Consider the following 209-nt stretch of genomic DNA (forward strand, 5'->3'; position numbering starts at 1 on the left):
TCGGTGAACACCGTGCGCAGGCTCTCGTGCCGGGCGACCACATCGCCCACCGCGGCGACGAACGCCTCGACATCGAACTCCGTGTCGACGGTGAACGCCAACGGATAGTTGTATGCGACACCGGTTTCGGGAAGCCGGTCGACGATCAGCATGCGTTCCTGGGCCGCCGAGACCGGCACGAGCGCCGGACGGTCCTGGGCGACCAGTTC

Annotated in this window: 1 protein-coding gene; it reads right to left on the reverse strand. The window is 67.0% G+C overall.

What is annotated here, in order from left to right:
• Positions 1-209, reverse strand: a 209-nt coding sequence (locus ACZY1G_RS27845; RefSeq protein WP_463818378.1) for a condensation domain-containing protein, incomplete at both ends; no start/stop codon positions are given.

Source organism: Mycobacterium sp. IDUB_5 (assembly GCF_055419565.1).